This is a genomic window from Nisaea nitritireducens (assembly GCF_014904795.1).
GTDB classification, from domain to species: Bacteria; Pseudomonadota; Alphaproteobacteria; order Thalassobaculales; family Thalassobaculaceae; genus Nisaea; species Nisaea nitritireducens.
In genome coordinates this window covers 1-18,242 of the sequence record NZ_JACZFS010000008.1, presented here as the reverse complement: position 1 = coordinate 18,242, position 18,242 = coordinate 1, and the positions used below count along the sequence as shown (strand labels likewise).

The window sequence follows — 18,242 nt, the reverse complement described above, 5'->3', positions numbered from 1 at the left end:
CTTGCGGTCCGGACCCCTTGCAAAGTGCGACTTGTTGATGACGCCGCACTTTTGCGAAATTGCGTTTCGCAAACAAAATATCCGCAATTGGCAAGCGGTCAAGCGATTGCGTTCGCGGAGCACTGACAATCAGGAATGAGACTATGCCGGACGCCGCACAGGCAATACGCCCAGGCACTTCCTCTCAGCGACGGGAAGGCATAGAATCAGCGGAAAAAGATTATGGGAGGACTGAGCATGACATCCGAAACGGCATACCCTCCAAAAATAGCCATTCGGGCCGGAACAGTTGCCGATCTCAGAGCCGCGCTGAGCGATGGCTGGAAGGATTTCCGCAGAGCTCCGGGATTCGGATTGTTCTTCGGCGGCTTTTTCGCCCTCGGCGGCATAGCCATCCTGGCCATGACCTGGGCCTTGGGGCTGTCCTACCTTGCCTACCCGACCGCGGTGGGCTTTTCCCTGATCGGACCGTTTGCCGCTGTTGGACTATACGAGGTCAGTCGCCGGCTCTCCGCGGGTCAGGATCTGGTGTGGAAAGACGTTCTCGACGTCATCTTCGCCCAACGGAGGCGCGAGCTCGGCTGGATGGCTTTTGTCACCATGTTCATGCTGATCATGTGGATGTATCAGGTCCGCGTTCTTCTCGCGATTTTTCTTGGTTTTCAATCATTTACGAGTTTTGACGGTTTTCTGACCGTGATCCTGACCACTTATGACGGCCTGGCTTTTCTCATCCTCGGGCATATTTTCGGTGCCGTGCTCGCGTTAATTCTGTTCTCGGCCACGGTCATTTCGTTCCCGCTGCTGCTTGAGCAGGAACACGATTTCATCACCGCGATGATCACCAGCTTCAAGACCGTCACGATGAGCCCGCTCATCATGATCGGTTGGGCCGCATTTATCGGGCTGGCCCTCTATCTGTCGATGCTGCCGGCCTTCCTAGGCCTGCTGGTCACACTTCCCGTTCTCGGGCATGCGACCTGGCATTTGTACAAGAGGTTGATTTCTTTCGAGACTTAAGCGTTCTCGGCCAAGTGCCGGTCAATCAGGAGCATCTCGGCATCAATCAGACTCAGCAACTCTTCCAACACGCCGGCACAGGTCTCCGAGGATGAATCGGCATCTTTGAAGCAGCCTTCAACCAGTTTCGACTGCTCGAAGATGTCATTCAGCCGCAAATTGCCCGCAACCCCCTTGATCTGGTGTGCGTAGCGATGTGCGCTCTCATGATCACCCACATCGACATGTCCGGCAAAAACGGCCCGCGCATCCGAAAAACTTTCCCGGAACTGGCCGAGGAAACGGCCCACCATGGAAGCATCGCCGATCATCTCGGCAAGCGGCTCGTACCGCTTTGCAAGGTCGTCTGATGTCAGTTCCGTTGCGTTGCTGTCTTCGACCAAGGCGCCCTCTTCCGAACCTGCCTGCCCGCCAGATTGTTCCGCCCCAGCGTCAGGAGCAGCCGTCGAGCCTTCTTCTTTAATGATGCACCACTTCCAAAGGGCCGCGAACAATTTCTTGTTCTCGATTGGTTTCGCGACATGGTCCTGCATGCCAACGGCGAAACACTTTTCCCTTTCATTCGCCATCGCATTGGCTGTCATCGCGATGACCGGCAAGTCATCGAATTCTGGCTCGTCCCGGATGATTTCCGTTGCCGCATATCCGTCCATGACAGGCATCTGAATGTCCATCAGGACGGCATCGAAGGCTCCACGCCCCTCTGCCCGCAGAAGGTTCAGCGCTATCAACCCGTTCTCCGCCGGCGTGACAATGATACCGGCCTTGCCAAGCACCGCGTCCGCCACCTCACGATTGATCGCGTTGTCCTCAACCAATAATACCCGCAGCCCCCTCAATCCATCGGGGGGAACAGACTGACCTTTTTTCCCTGCCACGAGATCCATTTTATCGAACAGAAGAGCTGCGCCATCGAACAGAACCGATGCATTGATCGGTTTCGTCAAAACACCCATGGCTCCGGCCTCACGCGCTGCTTCTTTCAGAGTCTCGCTCTCGTCTGCCGAAACAATGAGAATGCGGGGCTTATCGTCACCTTTGGCTTCGGCAGCCTCGCATATACTCCGGCACGCCATCAGCCCGTCGACTTCCGGCATCCGGTAATCAATGAGAAACGCATCGAAAGGCCCGCTTTCAACCGCTGCGGCTATCGCTTCCGCCCCGCCCTCGACGACATACGTCTCGATCCCCATCCGGGACAGCATCTCATGCATCAGAATCCGGGCGGTTTCACTATTGTCCGCCACGAGGACACGCATTCCGGCGAGGCACTCGAACGCCTTGGCCTGATATGGGGTGGACGCGGTTCCGAGCGCTACCTGCAACCGGAGGTGAAACGTGCTTCCTTTGCCTGGAGTGCTCTCGACCCAAATTTCACCGCCCAGCAGATCGGCGAGCGACCGGCTGATAGAAAGGCCGAGCCCGGTGCCGCCAAACCGGCGCGTGGTCGAGGGATCCGCCTGGGTGAAGGACTTGAAGACATTCGCGGCCTGCTGATCGGTCATGCCGACGCCAGTATCCCGTACGGAGAAATGCAAGGCCGCATGGCTATCCGCGATGGCCTCGGTTTCAATTGACAGGACGACCTCTCCCCGCTCGGTGAATTTGACCGCGTTGCTCAGGAAGTTCAGGAGAATTTGTCCAATACGAACGGGATCGCCCGTCAGGTTCATCGGCGTGTCCGGATCGACATCGATCCGGAAGTCCAAGCCTTTTTCAGCCGCCCGCAACGCCATCACGTCACTCAGACGCCGAAGCTCGACATCGAGGCCGAAATCAGTGACATCAAGGACCATTTCGCCGGCCTCGATCTTGGAGAAATCGAGAACATCCTTGACGATGGACAACAGGCTCTCGGATGACGCCTCAATTTTCGCCATATAATCGCGCTGCTTTTCATCAAGCTGCGTTTCAGCGAGCAGTCGGCTGAGCCCGATCACCCCGTTGAGGGGCGTTCGAAGTTCATGGCTCATGTTGGCCAGGAACATTGATTTCGCACTGGTCGCAATCTCGGCCGCCTCCCGGGCGCGCCGCAGTTCTGCTTCCTGCTCTTTCAATTCGGTAATATCGATCCGAAGCCCGACCCTGCTGCCGTCGCTCGTCGAGCTCTCGATAGCCCGAGCCCATCCGTCTTTGAACGGTCGATCAAACCGCACGACTTCCTGTGAGCGATGCAGGGCCAACCGTTTCTCTATCCATTCTTCCTGTCCACCCTCCGGAATATTGAACAGCCCGGAAGCGGCAGCCTTGCGCAACCCTTCCTCGTAGCTGAGCCCGACTTCGGCTTTCAGACCGAAAGCCTCCATGAAGGTCGCGTAATGAGAATTGAACAGGGCGAGACGGTCGTCGGAATCGTAAAGGCAGAAACCGTCCGGCAGCGCCTCAATTGCATCGGTCAACTGCCTGTGGGCCTCTTCCGCCCGGCGCTCGGCTTGCTTCAGTTGCGTAATATCCAGACCGAACCAGGCGACGGCGCCATTGGAGAGTTTCTGCTGATGAATCATCATGTGCCGGTCGCCCGACAATTGCAGATAGTGGGAGTGCTCGGGCAGCCTGTGAGTCTCAAGCCGTTCGACAATCCACTCTTCTTCGCGCCCGATCGCAGCCGTTACGTGGCCTTCATTTGCAACAGCGCGGAGAACATCTTCGAAAGCAATTCCCGGAACCAGAATGGATGCGAAGTTCTGATTCAGTTTCATATAAGCATCGTTGCAGACGACCAGACGCTCGTCGGGTCCCCACAGGACAAACGGTTCGGTAACCTGCTGAAACGCCTCTTTCAGTAGCCCCGCTTCGCGGCGGACCATTATTTCCGCAGTGATATTCGATGCGAAACCGCGATAGCCGAGGAAGGTTCCCCCGGCATCAAATCGCGGAGCCCCGCTCGTCCGCACCCAAAGCTCGGCATGCGGTGCCAGCCTGCGATAGACAAAACTTTCGAATGGACGTCTGGCTTCCAGGTCATCCAAATGCGCCTGCCAGACCTCCGGCCGAACATTGCGGCCGCCTACATCCTCGCGCGATTTTCCGAAGTGCCATTCCGGAGTTCTTCCCGCCAGTCGCTCCACAGAGCCGGAGACATAGATGAAGCGGTGGTTCTCATCCGTCTCCCAGAACCATCCGTTCGATACATCTGCGAAAGCCTCAAGACGGTCCCGCTCTTGATCAAAACCGTCACCTGCCAAGGACTGGTCCTTCTCACGATTCATCGCTTGCTCCGAGAAGCCAAAAGGTTCTCAGCACACTGGTATCCGCAACACCGAATGGTCGTCAGGAACAGAATACTCTCCGATCTCGTTCCAAAAGAATAAAGGTCTGTTCGGTAGTATATGGCTAAATTCCGCGAATTAAAGAAGATGTCAGCTATTGTTTTTCTGAGAAAACGATCTGTTCCGGGACGAACCGTCGAATATCATCCATTACTGGCAGATATTACAGGACGGGCAATAATTCGCCGTATTGTAAAGATCGGGAGAATGAAATGATCAAGGGACTTCATCACAACGCTTATCGCTGCCGCGATTCTGAAGAAACACGGGCTTTCTATGAGGATTTCCTAGGGCTACCGCTGGTCCATGCCTTCGAGATCAAAGAGACCAAGAGCGGCCGAGCGACCGGGACACTGCATTCTTTCTACCAGATGGACGACGGGTCGGCGCTTGCGTTCTTCGAAGCGCCGGACCGACCGTTCGAGTTCAAGGAGCAGCATGATTTTGATCTTCACATTGCGCTTGAGGTCACGCCGGACGATCTGAAAACCATGCATCAAAAGGGAAAAGACGCGGGAATCGAGACAAGGGGCGTCGCCGATCACGGCTTCATCGACTCGATCTACTTTCGCGACCCGAACGGATATGTCATCGAGTTGACCGCCAAGCGCGAAGGGCACGACGAAGCAATGGCAAGCAAGGACCACGCTCACGCGACCCTGAAAGACTGGCAGGCCAAGAAGGCCTGAAGGTCAGGCCAGCTCGATTTCTGCGGCAGGGATCACCCTTGCGGGACCGATCGGCGACAGGAAGTCGGACCAGACCGCGTTGTGATGCTCGATGATTTTCTCGGCGGGCAAATACGGCCGATCCGCTGTTGTATGCCCGTCGGATGGGACCAGTGTCGCATAGCGCCGGGCCAGCGCTGACCGGACCGTGGTGTCGATGCAGAAATCCGACGCGCATCCGGTCACGATGAGCTGCTCGATTTTCTCCCGTTCGAGCAGACTCTGGAGACCGGTCTCAAGAAACGCGTCACAGGACGTCTTACGCACGACCATATCGTCCGGAGCTTGTTCCAGTTCCGGCAGAAGGTGCCAGCCGGGCGCGTCCGGGTGATGCGGGTCGCCCACCGGGCCGTCATGCTGCACGAAGATAACGGGCATCTCTTGGGCGCGGACCTTGTCAGCCAGCCGGTTGATACGCTCAACCGTTCCCAGCGTGTCGTGGCGGGCGGAATATGGCGTGAAGGAGCCGAGCTGCATGTCGATGACGATCAGTGCGGTTTTCATGCATGCTCCCCGACAGCGATACGCGTCGCGTCAGACCGCGCCGCTATCCTTCAGTCTTGCAACCTCGCCGGAAGAATAACCCAGTTCAGCGAGGATCTCATCGGTCTGGGCACCAAGCTCCGGCGGCGGCGCATCCACGCGCGGTGCCTCGCCATCGATTTTGACGCCCGGCACGACAATACTGACATCCCGTCCCACGCCCGAAACCTTCTCGAAGGTCTCGACCAGCCCCCGGCCGGCAACCTGCGGCACAGCAAGGACTTCTGGAACGCTCAGCACGCGGCCGGCTGGCACACCGGCTTCGTTCAACCTGGCCTCCCATGACACCGCATCGTCCTGCATGAACGCTTCTGTCATCAGGGCTGCCAGAGCGACCCGGTTTTCCAGCCGGGCCGACCGGGTGGCGAAACGCGGATCGGAAATCAGCGCCGCACGATCCAGGATCCGGCAGGCAGCCTCGAACTGCTCTTGCTTGTTGGCAGCAATATTCAGCAGACCGTTGCGCGTCTCGAAAGTCCCCGACGGGCTTGCCGTCACATTGTCATTTCCGAGAGGCTGCGGCGGTCGCCCGGCGATCAGGAAATTGGAGACCGCCCACCCCATGGTCGCGAGTACGGATTCAAGCATCGCCACATCGATGAAACGGGGCTCCGTCCGGTCTTTCTCTGCCAGCGCCGCCGAGATCGCCATCGCCGCAGTCAATCCGCCGATGGTGTCCGCAACCGGGAAGCCGACGCGATACGGCGCGGTATCCGGCGCGCCGGTAATGCTCATGACACCCGACATGCCCTGGATGATCTGGTCGTAGGCAGGCAGATCACGCATCGGCCCGTCCTGACCGAAACCGGAAATCGCACAGTAGACAAGGTCTGGACGAGACTGTTTCAACATCTCGAAGCCGAGCCCGAGGCGCTGCATCACACCGGGCCGAAAATTCTCGACCAGCACATCCGCCCCCGCAACAAGCCGGCGGAACACAGCCTTCCCGTCCTCGGATTTCAGATTGAGGGTGATGGAGCGCTTGCCCGCATTCTGGGCCAGAAACGAGACTCCCATGAGAGCTTCATTCAGGTCCTTGTCGGCACCAAGCTGGCGGGCAAGATCGCCCGTTCCCGGTACTTCGACCTTGATCACCTCAGCGCCGAGATGGGCGAGCTGATGACAGCAGAACGGTCCCGCCAGCACATTGGTCAGGTCAAGAACCCGCCTGCCAGCCAAAGGCTTCGGTGATGTCATGCTCTCCGCCCCAATCGGATCGCTTCAGCTACTTGGTGCCGTACATCCTGTCCCCGGCATCGCCGAGACCGGGCATGATATACCCCTTCTCGTTCAGCTGACGGTCGATGGACGCGGTGAACACCGGCACGTCCGGCAATGCTTTCTGGAAGGTCTCGATGCCCTCCGGCGCCGCCAGCAGGCAGACGAACTTGATATTCGTGGCGCCCGCCGCTTTAAGGCGGTTAATTGCCGCGACGGCGGAGTTACCGGTTGCCAGCATCGGATCGACAACGATGAAGAGGCGCTCGTCCCGATGTTCCGGCAGCTTCATGTAATACTCGACCGGCTCCAGCGTCTTCGGATCACGATAGAGACCGATATGTCCAACGCGCGCCGACGGCACCAGCTCAAGCATACCGTCCAGCAACCCGTTCCCGGCGCGCAGAATCGAGACGAAGCAGAGCTTCTTTCCCTCAAGACGCGGGGCCATCATGGTTTCCAGCGGGGTTTCGATCTCGACGGTCTCGACATCCAGATCCCGCAGCACTTCATAGGCCAGAAGGTGCGCGATTTCCTTCAGCAGATGCCGGAACTTGGAGGTGGTTGTGTCAGCCTTCCGCATGATGGTCAGCTTGTGCTGGACGAGCGGATGATCGACGACGGTGACGGGATGTGCGCTCAAGGGTCTCTCTCCTCGCATTCCGGTTCCTGACCGGGAAATGTCATATTTCGCCCAGTCATACGCCGTCATCTGAAAAGGGCAAGCCCGCTGGCGCCGATTTCAGCTCTTCGTCCTGTTTGCCAGCGCAATGCCGCCCAGCACAAGGACGAGTGCCGCAGCGTGATACCAGGCGAAGACCTCACCCAAAATCACCACGGCGAGCCCGGACGCGAAGACCGGCACCAGATTGACGAACACTCCCGCCCGGCCCGGGCCGATCAGATCCACCCCGCGCAGGAAGAAGATCTGCGCCAGGAACGACGGGAACAGGGTGACGAACAGAACGATTCCCCAGCCCTTCAGCGTCGGCCACTGGAAATCGCCTGCATACGCCTCGATCGCAGCCAGTGGCAGCGCAGTAATAAAGGCCGCGGCGGCCATGATGGTGAACATGGCGATGCCCGAAACATTTGGCCGCTTCCGCAGCGCCACCGTATATCCGGCATAGAGAGCGCAGGCCATCACCATCAGCAGGTCACCGTGGTTGAACGCGAGCGCCGCAAGTCGCTCCAGCTCTCCATGAGAGGCAATCAGAACGATACCGACCATGGTGAGCAGCACGCCACCGCCCTGCACCAGGGAGACCCGCGTGCCATAGGCGAGCAGTGCACCGATCAGCACGAAGACCGGGATGGAGCCCTGCAGGATGCCCATATTGATCGCCACCGTGGAATGGGCGGCAACGTAGAACAGCCCGTTGAACATGGTGAAACCGAGAGTACCGAGAGCGAACAGAAACCAGAATCGCTCCCGCAATACCGGCCATTCAGCCAACACCTTTTTCCGAGAAACGATGCCCATCAGAATCACGACGCCGGCCCAGCGCAGCAGAACCAGAGCCATCGGCGAAACTTCATCGATTGCAAGCCGGCCAGCAACAGCATTCCCGCCCCACATCAATGTGGTGAGGGCGAGCAAAATATAGGCGTTCCCGTAGAAGGCGCCGGTAAGGCCGCCCGCTTTCGGACCCAACATGAGTAGGCTCCCGGATGAGTGGTCCGGACAGAACGCCGGATTGCGGCCAGACTGATAAGAAACCGTCTCTTTTGCAACCCGATTATGAAATAAAATTACTCACGCGGCGCGAGAGGATACTTCCGCCATATAGGCCTCCAGAGCATCCACCTGGGCCTTTGAAAGCCGGAGCCCCAGCTTGCTGCGCCGCCACAGAATGTCCTCTGCCGTCACCGCCCATTCCCGGCTCATCAGATAGCGCACTTCCGCTTCCGTCAGACCGGCGCCAAAATCCCGTCCGAGATCCGACAGCGCCTTCGCATTTCCGAGAATCGTCTCGGCCAATGTCCCGAACTGGCGTTCGATCCGGAGAGCGGTGCCATCGTCAAGGAACGGGTATTTCTGCTTCAGGGCCTGAAGCCTGCCCGCAAATTCCAGAACCGGAAAGTCGCCGCCGGGCAGCGGCTCGGACCCGCTCCATTCCGGCCCTTTGGAGCCGAGAGCAGCTTCGATCTTTTTCATGACGGAATTTGCGAGCCGCCGATAGGTGGTCAGCTTGCCGCCGAAGATATTCACCAGCACACCGCTCTCAGGCTCGCCTTCCTCGCGCAGCACGTAATCCCGGGTCGCCTCCTGTGCCTTCGAGGCACCGTCGTCAAACAGGGGACGCACGCCGGAATAGGTCCAGACAATGTCGTCGACCGCGACCTGCCGCTTGAAATACTCGCCGGCGGCGGCACAGAGGTAAGCCGATTCTTCCGGCGTGATCGCAACCTTTGCGGGGTCGCCCTGGTAATCCCTGTCAGTGGTCCCGATCAGGGTGAAATCGCGCTCATAGGGAATGGCGAAGAAAATCCGGCCATCGGAATTCTGAAAGATGTAACTCCGGTCATGGTCGTAGAGCTTCGGCACGACGATATGACTGCCCTGTACCAGCCGGACATTCCGCGCGCCGTTGCGTCCGAAAGTTTCGCCCAACACCTGGTCGACCCACGGCCCCGCCGCATTGACGAGCAATCGCGCTTCAATGTCCCGCTCGGCTCCGGTGCGGAGATCGCGCAAGGTTACCCGCCAGTGCCCGTCCTCTCGAACAGCCTTCACGACTTGTGTGCGGGTATGAATGTCGGCACCGCGGTTTGCCGCATCACGGGCGTTCAGCACCACCAGGCGGGCATCGTCCACCCAGCAATCGGAATATTCGAAGCCTTTGCGGAACGCCGCTTTCAGCGGCGCGCCCGCCTCATCCGAGGTCAGGTTCAGAACCCGTGTCGGCGGCAGCAGCTTGCGCCCGCCAAGGTGGTCGTAAATAAACAGGCCAAGCCGGAGCAGCCAGGCCGGGCGCAATCCGGAATGGTGCGGCAGGACGAACCGCATCGGGCGCACGATATGCGGCGCCATGGCCCAGAGCACCTCGCGCTCCTCCAGGGATTCGCGCACCAGCCGGAACTCGTAATGCTCCAGATAGCGCAGGCCGCCATGGATCAGTTTGGTCGACCAGGAAGAGGTTCCGCTGGCCAGATCCGACATTTCGGCAAGGCAAACTGAATAGCCGCGCCCGACCGCATCCCGGGCAATACCGCATCCATTGATACCGCCACCGATTACGGCGATGTCATACATTGGAGCATCCTTCTCAGCTTGGATCATTTTCGCCCGGCGCCCCGGGCGCGCTGGCAATAGTCACGCCGTGGAGCGTGCAAAGTTCCTGAACGCTCTCCGGTACATCGGCATCGGTCACAAGGACGTCGATGTCGCTGAGGTGCCCGATGCGAACCGGCGCGTTCCGGTCGAATTTCATATGATCGGCGACAAGAATCGTACGCCGTGCGTGCCGGATGATTTCCTGTGCAACGCGGACTTCGCGATAGTCGTAGTCGAGGATTGCCCCGTCCTCGTCGATCGCGGAGGCCCCGATCACCGCGTGATCGACCTTGAACTGGCGAATGAAATCAACGGTCGCTTCCCCGACGATCCCGCCATCGGTTCGCCGGACGAGACCGCCGGCGATGATGACTTCCGTCGATGGCGATTCCCGCAGAATGTTGGCGACGTTGATGTTGTTCGTGATCACCATCAGGCCTTCACGTTCACGCAAGGCGAAGGCAACCTGCTCCGTGGTCGTGCCGATATTCAGGATGACCGAACTGTTGTCCGGAATCAGGGCTGCCGCTGTCGCTCCAATCCGGCGCTTTTCCTCGGCCGCGAGCGAGCGCCGCGCATCGTAGGCGTAATTGATCGCACCGGACGGATAGACCGCGCCGCCATGCACCCGCTGCAGCAAGCCAGCGTCACAGATTTCGTTCAGATCCTTCCGAATGGTCTGAGGCGTCACGTCGAACTGAAGAGCGAGATCGTCAACCCCAACACGCCCGGACTGCCGGGCCATCCTCAGGATATCGGTCTGCCGCGGCGAAACCGCATCCATCTCGCGTCCTTTCATTTACCTTCAATTGAAAAACCCAGCCGCCGGATTCACCGCTGGAATGTTCATATGAAAACACACCAATGCGACTTTCGCGCTCAAAATAATCCTACATTCGTTTTCTTTCGATTTCCAGAGAAGCTTTGCATACAAAATCAGTCACTCCTCCCCGGTAATTATTCTGCCAAGGGCGACTTTATAGAGCGCTATATCTCTACATTAATTGACATTTTTATGAACGATCCGAATCTGGACAGCGCCGACCGGCACCCAACTTTCACGGCATTTTACAGGCATTCGACCAGCATCGCTTGACCTTCACTTTTTTTCGTTTGATAGTCATAAAAGCTTTCAAGCTGGGAGGAAAATAATGAAGAAGACACTGATGGCCGCGGTTGCGGTCACGGCTCTTCTCGCTGTGCCGAACGTCGCAAAGGCGGGCATGGCAGAAGCCGAGAAATGGATCGATAGCGAGTTCCAGCCCTCCACTCTCTCCAAGGACGCACAGAAGTCCGAGATGGAGTGGTTCATCAAGGCCGCCGAGCCTTTCAAGGGCATGGAAATCAATGTCCTGTCGGAGACCATTCCGACCCACGAATACGAATCCAAAACCCTGACCAAGGCGTTCGAGGAAATCACCGGCATCAAGGTGAACCATCAGCTGCTTGGCGAGGGCGAGGTGGTTCAGGCCGTTCAGACGCAGATGCAGACGAACCGGAACCTCTACGACGCCTACATCAACGATTCCGATCTGATCGGCACGCATGCGCGCCTGCAGCTCGCGGTCAACCTGACGGACTGGATGGCCGGCGACGGCAAGGACGTCACACTGCCGACGCTCGACATTGACGATTTCATCGGCAAATCCTTCACCACAGGCCCGGACGGCAAGCTCTACCAGCTGCCAGACCAGCAATTCGCGAACCTCTACTGGTTCCGCTACGACTGGTTTAGCAAGCCGGAGCTTAAAGCCCAATTCAAGAAAATGTACGGCTACGAGCTGGGCGTTCCGGTGAACTGGTCCGCCTATGAGGACATCGCCGAATTCTTCACCGAGCATGTGAAGGAAATCGACGGCGTTCGCGTCTACGGTCACATGGATTACGGCAAGCGCGCTCCGGATCTCGGCTGGCGCATGACCGATGCCTGGCTCTCCATGGCCGGTGCCGGCTCGAAAGGTCTGCCGAACGGCCGTCCGATCGACGAGTGGGGCATCCGGATGGAAGCGGATTCCTGCAACCCGGCCGGCGCGTCCGTATCCCGCGGCGGCGGAACCAACGGCCCGGCGGCTGTCTATGCCATCCGCAAATGGGATGAGTGGCTGCGGAAATACGCACCTCCAGGTGCGGCCGACTATGACTTCTATCAGTCGCTGCCGGCCCTGAGCCAAGGCAATGTCGCCCAGCAGATCTTCTGGTACACCGCCTTCACCGCCTCCATGGTCGCGTCCAAGGCGGACGGCAACAACACCGTCGACGACAATGGTGTGCCCCTCTGGCGCATGGCTCCGTCCCCGCACGGTCCGTACTGGGAAGAAGGCCAGAAGCTCGGTTATCAGGATGCCGGTTCCTGGACCTTGTTCAAGTCGACCCCGGTCGATCGCCGCAAAGCCGCCTGGCTCTATGCCCAGTTCGTGGTCTCGAAGTCCGTGTCTCTTAAAAAGAGCCATGTCGGCCTGACTATCATCCGGGACAGCGACATCAACGACAAATCCTTCACCGAACGGGCTCCGAAGCTCGGCGGTCTGGTCGAGTTCTACCGCTCGCCCGACCGGGTGAACTGGTCGCCTACCGGTGTGAACGTGCCTGACTATCCGAAGCTGGCCCAGCTCTGGTGGCAGCAGATCGGTGACGTCAATTCCGGCGCCTTCACTCCGCAGGAAGCCATGGATCGTCTCGCCAGCGAGATGGACCAGGTGATGGGGCGCATGGAACGTGCGGACAAGGCCAACAACACCTATGGCGGTTGCGGCCCGCGTCTGAACGAAGAGAAAGATCCGTCCGCATGGCTTAGCAAGGGTGGCGCCAAGGCCCCGCTCGCCAACGAGAAGCCAAAGGGCGAAACCGTTTCCTACGATGAGCTTGTGAAACGCTGGTCTCAGAACTAGGACCGCTCTCCCTAACTCGGAGACTTCACTCCTCCGGGGCCGTATCCCTCGATCCGGCCCCGGATTTTTTCTAAATTCCAGACATTGCGGATTCGTCGGGACGGCCCGCGCGATCATCCGCCGACCTCTCGAGAGGCCATGACACTCACACTCAAAGGCGTAACCAAGCGTGTCGGAAACGTGGTGCATATCCACCCGACCGACCTAACGTTCGAGCCCGGCAGCTTCAACATCCTGCTCGGCTCCACGCTCGCAGGCAAAACCACACTGATGCAGCTGATGGCGGGACTAGAACGTCCGCTGGAAGGCGAGATCTGGTTCGACGGCCGGGACGTGACCGGCATGCCCGTGCAGCAGCGCAACGTCTCGATGGTCTATCAACAGTTCATCAATTATCCGAATTACACGGTCTATGAGAACATCGCCTCCCCGCTCCGGGTGGCGCGCGCGCCGGAAGACCTGATTCGCCAGCGGGTCGGAGACATGGCCGAGCTGCTGCGCCTGACCCCGATGCTGGACCGCCTGCCCGGTGCCCTCTCCGGCGGCCAGCAGCAGCGCACGGCGATTGCCCGCGCCCTGGTCAAGGATGCCGATCTGGTATTGCTCGACGAGCCACTGGCAAACCTCGACTTCAAACTCCGCGAGGAGCTACGGGACGAGCTGCCGCGCCTGTTCGCCGACCGCAATTGCATTGTCGTTTATGCAACGACGGAGCCTACCGAGGCCCTGCTGTTCGGCGGCAATACCGCGACGTTGTTCGAGGGGGCGGTCACCCAGTTCGGCCCGACCAGGGAAATCTACCGCAAGCCCAACAGCCTGCTCAGCGCCCAGGTCTTCTCCGACCCGCCGATCAACGTGCTGGCTTGCGAGAAACAGGGCGCTCATTTTGTCGATGCCGAGGGTGCCCGCTGGGCCGCCAATGGCCCCGCTTCTTCTCTTTTGGACGGTCCCTACACGCTCGGTATCCGGCCACATTTCGTGACGACTGCCGCGACCGGCGCGGACCCGGTGCCGGTTTCCGGCCGGGTCATGGTGACCGAACTCAGCGGCTCGGAAAGCATCATCCATTTCGCCAAGGGCGGCAAAACCTGGGTTTCCCAGTCTCACGGCATCCATGCGTTCGAAGTCGGCGCCGAAGCCCGCCTGCACGCCGATTTCGCACAGGCCATGTATTTTGCTCCAGACGGCGCGCTGGCCGCCGCCGCCTCGGCACGAGCTTAGGAGAGAGGCGATGGCGAAGATCACCCTCGACGACCTCCGGCACGCCTACGGGGAAAACCCGGAGCGGCCCGAAGACTACGCGCTGCAGCAACTCGACATCACTTTCGAGGATGGCGGCGCCTATGCCCTGCTCGGCCCGTCCGGCTGCGGCAAGACCACGCTGCTCAACATCATCTCCGGGTTGCTGACTCCGAGCCACGGCGAGGTGCTGTTCGACGACGAGGATGTCACCGGGCTCGCGCCGGATCAGCGCCATATCGCGCAGGTGTTCCAGTTCCCGGTCGTCTACGACACCATGAGCGTCTACGACAATCTGGCCTTCCCGCTGCGCAACCGCGGCGTTCCGGAAGCCGATGTCGACAAGAAGGTGCGAGAAATCGCGGCCATGATCGATCTTGAAGACACCCTGATGAACCGCGCCTCGGGCCTCACCGCCGACGGTAAGCAGAAGATATCCCTCGGCCGCGGGCTGGTCCGCTCGGACGTGAACGTGATCATGTTCGACGAGCCCCTGACAGTGATCGACCCGCATTTGAAATGGCAACTCCGCTCCAAGCTGAAAGAGCTGCATCAGCGGGTGAAGCGGACAATGATCTACGTCACCCATGACCAGACCGAGGCCCTGACATTCGCCGACAAGGTGGTGGTGATGAATGTTGGCGAGGTGGTGCAGATCGGCACGCCGGTCGAGCTGTTCGAGACGCCCGGCCACGAGTTCGTCGGCCATTTCATCGGCTCTCCCGGCATGAACATTCTCGATTGTGAGGTAAAGGGTGGACAGGCCTTTCTGCATGGCCAGCCAATCGCGACGAGCAATGCCGGAGCGCTAAAGGATGGGGCAGAAGGCCCGCTCCGTCTCGGCGTCCGGCCTGAATTTGTCAGCCTCTCCGAGACTGACGGTATCGCGGCCGATGTGGTCAAGGTCAGTGACAGCGGCCGCTATCAGATCGTGGAGACGCGGGTCGGCGATATGCCGGTGAAACTGCTGGTCAATGAGGGCATCGAGATCCCGACCGGGAAAACGGCGCTGTCCTTCCGTGCCGACCGGACACGGGTCTATCGCGACGGCTGGCTGGTGGCCGGAGGAGCGGAAGCATGAACAAGCTGCAGAACAACAAGGCCTGGCTCTTTGTCCTTCCGGTTTTCGCGTTGGTCGCCTTCAACGCGATCATCCCGCTGATGACGGTCGTCAATTACTCGGTGCAGGAAACCTTCGGGAACAACGAGTTCTTCTGGGCCGGGGTGATCTGGTTCCAGGACATCCTGCAATCCGAGCGCTTCCATGCCAGCCTCGGCAGGCAGGCGATCTTCACCGCCAGCATCCTCGCCATCGAAATGCCGCTCGGCGTTGCCATCGCGCTGACCATGCCGCGCAAGGGGCCGTGGGTTTCGGTCTGCCTGGTGCTGATGGCCTTGCCTCTGCTTATCCCCTGGAATGTGGTCGGTGCGATGTGGAACATCTTCGCCCTGCCGGATATCGGCTTCCTTGGCCACATGCTGAATGCCATCGGGTTCGACTTCAATTTCACCCGCCAGCCGGGAGATGCCTGGTTCACTCTGATCCTGATGGATGTCTGGCACTGGACCTCGCTGGTGGTTCTGCTGGCCTATGCCGGTCTCAGCTCCATCCCCGACGCCTATTATCAGGCCGCCAAGATCGACGGCGCCGGCAGCTGGGCGATCTTCCGCTATATCCAGTTGCCAAAACTGAGCCGGGTTCTGACCATCGCCTTCCTGCTCCGCTTCATGGACAGCTTCATGATCTATACCGAGCCCTTCGTGCTCACCGGCGGCGGGCCCGGCAACTCCACCACCCTGCTCTCCATCGATCTGGTGAAGATCGCCCTCGGCCAGTTCGATCTCGGCCCGGCGGCGGCGATGTCCCTGATCTACTTCCTGATCATCCTGCTCTTGAGCTGGGTCTTCTACACGGTGATGACGCGGAACGAGGAGCAGTGACATGAACGCGAAGAAAACCGCCGGCTGGCTGGTACCGAGCCTCTATATCCTGTTCCTGATGCTGCCGATCTACTGGCTGATCAATATGTCGTTCAAGACCACGAACGAGATCCTCGGCAGCTTCACGCTCTATCCGCAGGAATTCACCCTCGACAATTACATCACCATCTTCACCGACCCGACCTGGTACATGGGTTATGTGAATTCCATCGCCTACGTCACCCTGAACACCGCGATCTCGGTCGCCGTGGCGCTGCCGGCAGCCTACGCCTTCTCGCGCTACCGCTTCATCGGCGACAAGCACCTGTTCTTCTGGCTGCTGACCAACCGGATGGCCCCGCCGGCGGTCTTCGCCCTGCCCTTCTTCCAGCTCTATTCGGCAGTCGGCCTGTTCGACACCCACATTGCCGTGGCGCTGGCTCACACCCTGTTCAACATCCCGCTGGCGGTCTGGATTCTGGAAGGCTTCATGTCCGGCGTGCCGAGGGAGCTGGACGAGACGGCCTATGTGGATGGGCATTCGTTCTGGAGCTTCTTCGGAAAGATCTTCATTCCAACCATCGCCGCCGGGATCGGCGTCGCCTGCTTCTTCTGCTTCATGTTCTCCTGGGTCGAGCTGCTGCTGGCCAAGACCCTGACCGCGGTCGAGGCCAAACCGATCGCGGCGACTATGACGAAGACGGCGAGCTCGTCCGGCTATGAGCTCGGGCTATTGGCGGCGGCAGGCACACTGACCATCATCCCCGGCGCCTTCGTGATCTATTTCGTGCGCAACTACATCGCCAAGGGCTTCGCCCTCGGGCGGGTCTAAGAAGGAGACAGATCATGGGATTGAGCTGGATGGCCTGGACCTGGCCGACCGCCGCCTTCTTCATCTTCATCGCCTGCTGCCTCGGCACCATGACGATGCTGGAGCTACGCAATCCGGGCGGCGCCCCGCGCGACGGCGTGCTCGGCCTGACCACAACACGCGGCGACCGGCTGTTCATCTGGTTGCTTGGCAGCGCGTTTATCTTTCTCGCCTGGCTGGGGCTGGTGAGCACCCTGCTCTGGGCACCGCTGGCGATTGCAATTGTCTACGGGGTGCTGGTTTTCAGATACGTTTGAGCGTCGCGCCAAGCGCTGGACCTAGCCCCAAGTCGTCATCCCCATGCAAATTGGGACCCAGGGAAGCCGGATGGCGCTCTACGATGTCTGGGTTCCCGCGTGCGCGGGAATGACGAAGCAAGAAGAGCCCGCTCCACCACACACTGCCTTTCCCTTCCGATCCAGCGGATGGGCGGTCACAGGCCATTCGTCGCTAGGGCTGAAGCCTTTGCATTTGACACCGCATCGCGCGGCATCCTGTCCCGACCGCCAACAAACACGTCTCTGGTTCCGTTTTCGGCACGAAAGCAATGCCGAGTGCCCCCTTCCCTTTAAGCCGATTTATCGTCCATCGTCTGAACCGACCCTCTTGTCCGCACCAGTTCTCCGGAGACTTTTCTGATGGACCGTTTGCCCAAACTCACCCCAGGCAATCTCGCCCCTAAACAGGCGGAACTTTACGAGGCCATCACCGGGGGCGTGCGCTTCAAGTCCGGGCCGGGCATCGACATGATGGAGCAGAGCGGTGCATTGCGTGGCCCGTTCAATGCCTGGCTGCACACGCCGGAAACCGGCGAGGCTGCGCAGGCACTCGGTGTGAAGCTCCGGTTCGAGTCGTCTCTCTCGGGCGCCCTGCGGGAGACCGCTATTCTCACGGTCGCATGGCATTGGCGTTCCCAATACGAGTGGTGGGCGCATGAGCAGATCGCCTTGAAGGAAAGCATGAGCCCGGACGAGATCGCCGCCATCAAGCGTGGGGAAGCACCGGCCGGCAATCCCGACCTCGGGGCCGTTCAGAAGTTTGTCGCTGAACTGATGCGGACGGGCGATGTCTCGGATGAGACCTATGCCGACACCCTTGGACGGATCGGAAACCGGGGTATGGCGGATCTCGTCACCCTTGCCGGTTATTACGCGATGATTTCGGCCAACCTGAATGTTTTCCGCGTCTCGGTTCCTGACGGAGAAGAAGAACCGTTCAAGGACTGACAGGCAGGAAGGTCCGGATTCCGGGCACAAAAAAACCGCCTCG

General features: G+C 59.6%; 16 protein-coding genes. 9 read left to right on the top strand and 7 right to left on the bottom strand.

Annotation, left to right across the window (positions count from 1 at the left end):
* Positions 1–237 precede the first annotated feature (237 nt).
* Entirely contained in the window at positions 238–1,020 is a 783-nt protein-coding gene (locus IG629_RS01275) for a DUF2189 domain-containing protein (protein ID WP_193170182.1), read from the top strand.
* Here the strand turns inward: IG629_RS01275 and IG629_RS01270 are convergent.
* Positions 1,017–4,229, bottom strand: coding sequence for a response regulator (locus IG629_RS01270; RefSeq protein WP_193170181.1), 3,213 nt, complete (start codon positions 4,227–4,229; stop codon positions 1,017–1,019). The two genes, IG629_RS01275 and IG629_RS01270, sit on opposite strands and share 4 nt — an antisense overlap.
* 272 nt (positions 4,230–4,501) lie before the next feature.
* Here IG629_RS01270 and IG629_RS01265 point away from each other — a divergent pair, with 272 nt between their 5' ends.
* On the top strand, positions 4,502–4,978 hold the full coding sequence (locus tag IG629_RS01265; RefSeq protein ID WP_193170180.1) for a VOC family protein: 477 nt from the start codon (positions 4,502–4,504) through the stop codon (positions 4,976–4,978).
* A gap of 3 nt (positions 4,979–4,981) precedes the next feature.
* On the opposite strand, the gene IG629_RS01260 is transcribed toward IG629_RS01265, so the two are convergent.
* The 6 genes from IG629_RS01260 to IG629_RS01235 all read right to left on the bottom strand — a co-directional run bounded on the left by IG629_RS01260 (position 4,982) and on the right by IG629_RS01235 (position 10,854).
* On the bottom strand, positions 4,982–5,521 hold the full coding sequence (locus tag IG629_RS01260; protein ID WP_193170179.1) for a cysteine hydrolase family protein: 540 nt from the start codon (positions 5,519–5,521) through the stop codon (positions 4,982–4,984).
* Positions 5,522–5,551: 30 nt separating this feature from the next.
* On the bottom strand, positions 5,552–6,757 hold the full coding sequence (locus tag IG629_RS01255) for a CaiB/BaiF CoA transferase family protein (RefSeq protein WP_193170178.1): 1,206 nt from the start codon (positions 6,755–6,757) through the stop codon (positions 5,552–5,554).
* Between the two features lie 28 nt (positions 6,758–6,785).
* Positions 6,786–7,421 carry a uracil phosphoribosyltransferase gene (gene upp / locus IG629_RS01250; protein WP_193170177.1) on the bottom strand — a complete coding sequence of 212 codons (636 nt, stop codon included), beginning with the start codon at positions 7,419–7,421 and terminating at the stop codon, positions 6,786–6,788.
* 99 nt (positions 7,422–7,520) lie between these two features.
* Positions 7,521–8,435: a DMT family transporter gene (locus IG629_RS01245; RefSeq protein WP_051284318.1), complete on the bottom strand. Its 915-nt coding sequence runs from the start codon at positions 8,433–8,435 to the stop codon at positions 7,521–7,523.
* A gap of 99 nt (positions 8,436–8,534) precedes the next feature.
* Positions 8,535–10,034 (bottom strand): glycerol-3-phosphate dehydrogenase, encoded by a 1,500-nt coding sequence (gene glpD, locus IG629_RS01240; protein ID WP_264299809.1) that lies wholly within the window; start codon positions 10,032–10,034, stop codon positions 8,535–8,537.
* A 13-nt stretch (positions 10,035–10,047) separates the two neighbouring features.
* Positions 10,048–10,854 (bottom strand): DeoR/GlpR family DNA-binding transcription regulator, encoded by an 807-nt coding sequence (locus IG629_RS01235; protein WP_226886367.1) that lies wholly within the window; start codon positions 10,852–10,854, stop codon positions 10,048–10,050.
* 352 nt (positions 10,855–11,206) lie between these two features.
* Here IG629_RS01235 and IG629_RS01230 point away from each other — a divergent pair, with 352 nt between their 5' ends.
* From IG629_RS01230 to IG629_RS01200, 7 genes are all read left to right on the top strand, one after another.
* The gene (locus IG629_RS01230) at positions 11,207–12,943 is read left to right on the top strand and encodes an ABC transporter substrate-binding protein (protein ID WP_193170175.1); all 1,737 of its coding nucleotides are present in this window, start codon (positions 11,207–11,209) and stop codon (positions 12,941–12,943) included.
* Between the two features lie 138 nt (positions 12,944–13,081).
* Positions 13,082–14,164: an ABC transporter ATP-binding protein gene (locus tag IG629_RS01225; protein WP_193170174.1), complete on the top strand. Its 1,083-nt coding sequence runs from the start codon at positions 13,082–13,084 to the stop codon at positions 14,162–14,164.
* A gap of 10 nt (positions 14,165–14,174) precedes the next feature.
* Positions 14,175–15,263 carry an ABC transporter ATP-binding protein gene (locus tag IG629_RS01220; RefSeq protein ID WP_193170173.1) on the top strand — a complete coding sequence of 363 codons (1,089 nt, stop codon included), beginning with the start codon at positions 14,175–14,177 and terminating at the stop codon, positions 15,261–15,263.
* On the top strand, positions 15,260–16,123 hold the full coding sequence (locus IG629_RS01215) for a carbohydrate ABC transporter permease (protein ID WP_193170172.1): 864 nt from the start codon (positions 15,260–15,262) through the stop codon (positions 16,121–16,123). Before IG629_RS01220 ends, IG629_RS01215 begins: the two co-directional genes overlap by 4 nt.
* A 1-nt stretch (position 16,124) precedes the next feature.
* Positions 16,125–16,934 carry a carbohydrate ABC transporter permease gene (locus IG629_RS01210; protein WP_193170171.1) on the top strand — a complete coding sequence of 270 codons (810 nt, stop codon included), beginning with the start codon at positions 16,125–16,127 and terminating at the stop codon, positions 16,932–16,934.
* A gap of 14 nt (positions 16,935–16,948) precedes the next feature.
* Entirely contained in the window at positions 16,949–17,230 is a 282-nt protein-coding gene (locus tag IG629_RS01205) for a DUF2160 domain-containing protein (RefSeq protein WP_193170170.1), read from the top strand.
* Positions 17,231–17,611: 381 nt separating this feature from the next.
* On the top strand, positions 17,612–18,199 hold the full coding sequence (locus tag IG629_RS01200) for a carboxymuconolactone decarboxylase family protein (protein WP_193170169.1): 588 nt from the start codon (positions 17,612–17,614) through the stop codon (positions 18,197–18,199).
* Positions 18,200–18,242 lie beyond the last annotated feature (43 nt).

Bases quoted from the DNA above. Each gene is read 5' to 3' on its own strand.
- IG629_RS01275 (WP_193170182.1), top strand. From the start codon at position 238: ATGACATCCGAAACGGCATACCCTCCAAAAATAGCCATTCGGGCCGGA.
- IG629_RS01270 (WP_193170181.1), bottom strand. From the start codon at position 4,229: ATGAATCGTGAGAAGGACCAGTCCTTGGCAGGTGACGGTTTTGATCAA.
- IG629_RS01265 (WP_193170180.1), top strand. From the start codon at position 4,502: ATGATCAAGGGACTTCATCACAACGCTTATCGCTGCCGCGATTCTGAA.
- IG629_RS01260 (WP_193170179.1), bottom strand. From the start codon at position 5,521: ATGAAAACCGCACTGATCGTCATCGACATGCAGCTCGGCTCCTTCACG.
- IG629_RS01255 (WP_193170178.1), bottom strand. From the start codon at position 6,757: ATGACATCACCGAAGCCTTTGGCTGGCAGGCGGGTTCTTGACCTGACC.
- IG629_RS01245 (WP_051284318.1), bottom strand. From the start codon at position 8,435: ATGTTGGGTCCGAAAGCGGGCGGCCTTACCGGCGCCTTCTACGGGAAC.
- glpD (WP_264299809.1), bottom strand. From the start codon at position 10,034: ATGTATGACATCGCCGTAATCGGTGGCGGTATCAATGGATGCGGTATT.
- IG629_RS01235 (WP_226886367.1), bottom strand. From the start codon at position 10,854: ATGAAAGGACGCGAGATGGATGCGGTTTCGCCGCGGCAGACCGATATC.
- IG629_RS01230 (WP_193170175.1), top strand. From the start codon at position 11,207: ATGAAGAAGACACTGATGGCCGCGGTTGCGGTCACGGCTCTTCTCGCT.
- IG629_RS01225 (WP_193170174.1), top strand. From the start codon at position 13,082: ATGACACTCACACTCAAAGGCGTAACCAAGCGTGTCGGAAACGTGGTG.
- IG629_RS01220 (WP_193170173.1), top strand. From the start codon at position 14,175: ATGGCGAAGATCACCCTCGACGACCTCCGGCACGCCTACGGGGAAAAC.
- IG629_RS01215 (WP_193170172.1), top strand. From the start codon at position 15,260: ATGAACAAGCTGCAGAACAACAAGGCCTGGCTCTTTGTCCTTCCGGTT.
- IG629_RS01210 (WP_193170171.1), top strand. From the start codon at position 16,125: ATGAACGCGAAGAAAACCGCCGGCTGGCTGGTACCGAGCCTCTATATC.
- IG629_RS01205 (WP_193170170.1), top strand. From the start codon at position 16,949: ATGGGATTGAGCTGGATGGCCTGGACCTGGCCGACCGCCGCCTTCTTC.
- IG629_RS01200 (WP_193170169.1), top strand. From the start codon at position 17,612: ATGGACCGTTTGCCCAAACTCACCCCAGGCAATCTCGCCCCTAAACAG.